We start from the raw sequence: 3143 nt of genomic DNA, 5'->3' as shown, positions 1-3143 counted from the left end.
TGGCGGTGGCGTTGGCGGAGCGCGGCACGGAGCTGATCGCACCGGAGCGCCGCACCCGCAAGCACAAGGGCCAGGAAGGAAGCAAGCTGCGGCGCTACGCGCGGCGCTGGACGGTGGAGCGCACGATCGCGTGGTTCCAGCACTTCCGCCGGCTGTGCATCCGCTGGGAGAAGTCTACCCGTCTGTACCACGGCTTCCTGCATCTGGCCTGCGCCATTCTGTTGATTCGACAGGTTTAGGGATAGGCTCTACGAATGACGATCCTAGCCAATCTCCTGCCGACATCGCGTTGGTCGTCTCTATCTGAGAGGCACAAAGCGTCGTGGCACAACTACGCTGACTTCTATCGCTTTCGTTGGGTGAACGATGGATCGCTAAAACCTAGCGACCTTTACTGCTATCTGTGCGCTCGCTTTGGTCTGCCCAATGGACCGACAATGGCGTCGCGTAGCCCAACCACAGAGAATATCTACCAATGGCACTTTGTCGTCGGGTGTGATAATGCTGTCATCCATTTCATCAGTCGTGTGGATCGCTTGGAGATCGTTCCCGAGATTGATACAGCCGCATCACCAGAGGAGTGGTCTGCCTTCGTTACTGCGATCAAATGTTCGTTTGGCACGTCCGGCGCAGAGATGGCGCAAGTTCGAAAGAGGATGGAGAAATGGAAGCTGTTTGTAAATCCCTTCGCGCGACTCTCTGGAATCATCTCGAAGCTGGAGGCCCAACTCCAGGACCGGAGTGTGCCCTCGCTTCCACGCCTTCCTGAGAGCGTTGATCCGTCCACTGCGGAGAATGTACAGCACGCGTTAAATGCGTGGTCAGAGCAGGTCAGCACACTCAAGACTGCGGGTCTAGCGACTCGCATGCTGGTTCCAGTATGGGGAGAAGCATTCGTTAATCTTCTTCTGTTCGTACTGGCAAGGCCGGAACTAAAGAACGATCGCAGGATATTCGAGAGCGCCATCCGGCAACAGATCGACGTCCGCATAGCAGCCCTGAGTGTCAACTGCGTTGGGTTCGCTCGCGCCGTTGATCGCACGCATGACTCGTTTGTACGGTTCCATACTCTAATGAACAGGCGTAACGACATCCTGCACGGCAACATCGATCCAAGAGCGCTCGAATTCGGTACGGTAAGCTTCGATCAGGTTCAGTACGGAGAGAACAGCCCGGTTCATCAGGTGCCGGTCTTTGAGGACGATCAGAACCTCGCATATCGGCTCTTAGAAGGATGCACAAGAGATATTGCCCCAAAGGACGCGCTCGCGGACATCGCGATCGTCCGGGACTTCACCGCATTCATGCTCGACAATTTGCACCCGAAGCACCGGCAGATGGTTGAGCTCGTGAAAGATAGCGAACACCTCGGGTGGGAGGACGCACGAGAACGCGTCGGCGTCCTGTTTCCGCAAATCATGCCCTTAGCGTTAGTCGATTCCCCTTAAGGTCAAGGACGAGTCGTGCCCGTAGAAGTGGTCGAAAAGTTCGACAGCCGGCTCGTCACCACCGGCGCGAACCCGTCGGTCGAGCTGCGCTACACGATCCGCGGCACCAACGAGGACGTCGAGGCCCGCAACGCGCTCGTCGCCGAGTCGCCGACGCTCTACGACCCCTGGGGCGGCGGGCTCGTCTTCCTGCTGCGCGACACGGTCAGCGTGCAGCCGGTCGGCGACCTGCTGTGGGAGGGCGTCGTCCGCTACGGCGCGATCCCGCAGACGAACGAGAGCGTCTTTTCCTTCGACACCGGCGGCGGCAGCCAGCAAGGTAGGGTGCGTTGCGGACGGAGATAGGGATCTCACCTGTTTCGGTCACGCATTCGGCGTCCGCAACGCACCACCCCCGCCGCCGCGAACGATCAAACCTTATTCCAGGCCCGTCCCAAACCGCCAAGCGCCTGAACGCGTAACCCGCTAATCCGCCGTCAATCCCCGCCACCCACCAACAACCACCCCCCGCCCCCCTCGAAATCCCCCACCCCCGCGTGAGCAGCCGGATAGCGTGTTGCAGGCGTCGCACGCTGCGCTGTCTCCTAGCCGACGAGCGTCCCACGTCCGAATCACACCATCTCGCAAGTATTGTGAGGCGTGCTATCCGGCCGCATAGCCGCGTTACCCGTGCTCCCACCACGCCAATAGCCGGAACATTACCATGATCATCACACCGCCGACAAACAGTACCAGGGCTAAGAGAACGCCGGTCGACTCACCGTCTTGGAGTAGGCACCCAAACGGACTGCCCATCGCCATGCAGCCGCCGACGAGCATTCCGAACTTCAGCGACTTGCCCGTATGCTCGATCGTCTGCACCTTCGGCGGTGCGTAAGACGGCTCGTACGCATGCGACACCGGCTGTCGCTCGACCGGTGGCACCGCTCTCGCTGGCACGACAGGCTCGATTCGCAGAACCATAATTCCGAGCCGGTGTGCGTATCGCTCAGCTTCTAAATAGTCGCCCGCCGTCACCGTGACGGAAACGTCTTCGCCACTGTCGCGGAACGCACCGCTGACCTGAAACTGCATGCAAGTGCCCCTGCCCCGCCCCCCGCAACTGCCGACGCAACAACCAAGTATGACCGATCACGCTGCAGACCGGATACAGCCCACGCGGAAGCAACTGCGAAGTCCGTTGTGCCCGCCCATGATACCGTGCCGTGATACCGAGTAAATCACGAATCCGCTGCGTGCGCACAAACCTACTACGTCACTTCCATCTCGCTGACCGGCTGCCGGTGTGCGCGTGCTGTCTATACGCGCTTGTGTGGCCTCATCGACGTTGTGCGTTACGGTGTCTCCGGTCGCCAGATTGACGATTACCTGCCTCGACGGTCCTGCAAAGTATGCCACGTCGGCGTCAACGATCCAACTGCTGGCGATAGCTCGGTCGCCGGCAACAACGGGCCATCGAGTTCTGCACGCCGAACTGTCGTCCAAGATGATGTACGCGGTAGCAAGGTAGGGTGCGTTGCGGACGCCGACAAGAACCTCGCCTGTTGAAGGTTACCGCCTCCGGCGTCCGCAACGCACCACCCCGCCGCCACGGGCGTTCAAAGCTCGTCCCGCCCCCCAACCTAATCGTCTGAACGCCTGAACCCTTAAACCCGCCAGCCCGCACCAATCCCCGCCACCCACCAACAACCACCC

Annotated in this window: 4 protein-coding genes; 3 read left to right on the top strand and 1 reads right to left on the bottom strand. The window is 60.3% G+C overall.

Annotated features, from left to right (window positions below; genetic code table 11):
* The 3 genes from J5J06_09290 to J5J06_09280 form a co-directional block, all read left to right on the top strand.
* Positions 1-239, top strand: a 239-nt coding sequence (locus J5J06_09290; protein MCO6437265.1) for a transposase, incomplete at its 5' end; no start/stop codon positions are given.
* A gap of 15 nt (positions 240-254) precedes the next feature.
* A complete protein-coding gene (locus J5J06_09285; GenBank protein MCO6437264.1) occupies positions 255-1448 on the top strand; it encodes a hypothetical protein in 1194 nt (397 codons plus the stop codon).
* A gap of 15 nt (positions 1449-1463) precedes the next feature.
* Positions 1464-1793 (top strand): hypothetical protein, encoded by a 330-nt coding sequence (locus tag J5J06_09280; protein MCO6437263.1) that lies wholly within the window; start codon positions 1464-1466, stop codon positions 1791-1793.
* Between the two features lie 318 nt (positions 1794-2111).
* Here the strand turns inward: J5J06_09280 and J5J06_09275 are convergent, their stop codons facing one another.
* Positions 2112-2522 carry a hypothetical protein gene (locus J5J06_09275; protein MCO6437262.1) on the bottom strand — a complete coding sequence of 137 codons (411 nt, stop codon included), beginning with the start codon at positions 2520-2522 and terminating at the stop codon, positions 2112-2114.
* Positions 2523-3143: the final 621 nt, after the last annotated feature.

The organism is Phycisphaerae bacterium, from assembly GCA_024102815.1.
Taxonomy (GTDB): domain Bacteria; phylum Planctomycetota; class Phycisphaerae; order UBA1845; family UBA1845; genus JAGFJJ01.
The sequence above is the reverse complement of the archived record's forward strand: the minus strand, read 5'-3'. Positions and strand labels throughout refer to the sequence as shown.

Coding starts and splice junctions, on each gene's coding strand:
- J5J06_09275 (MCO6437262.1), bottom strand. CDS start 2,522: ATGCAGTTTCAGGTCAGCGGTGCGTTCCGCGACAGTGGCGAAGACGTT.
- J5J06_09285 (MCO6437264.1), top strand. CDS start 255: ATGACGATCCTAGCCAATCTCCTGCCGACATCGCGTTGGTCGTCTCTA.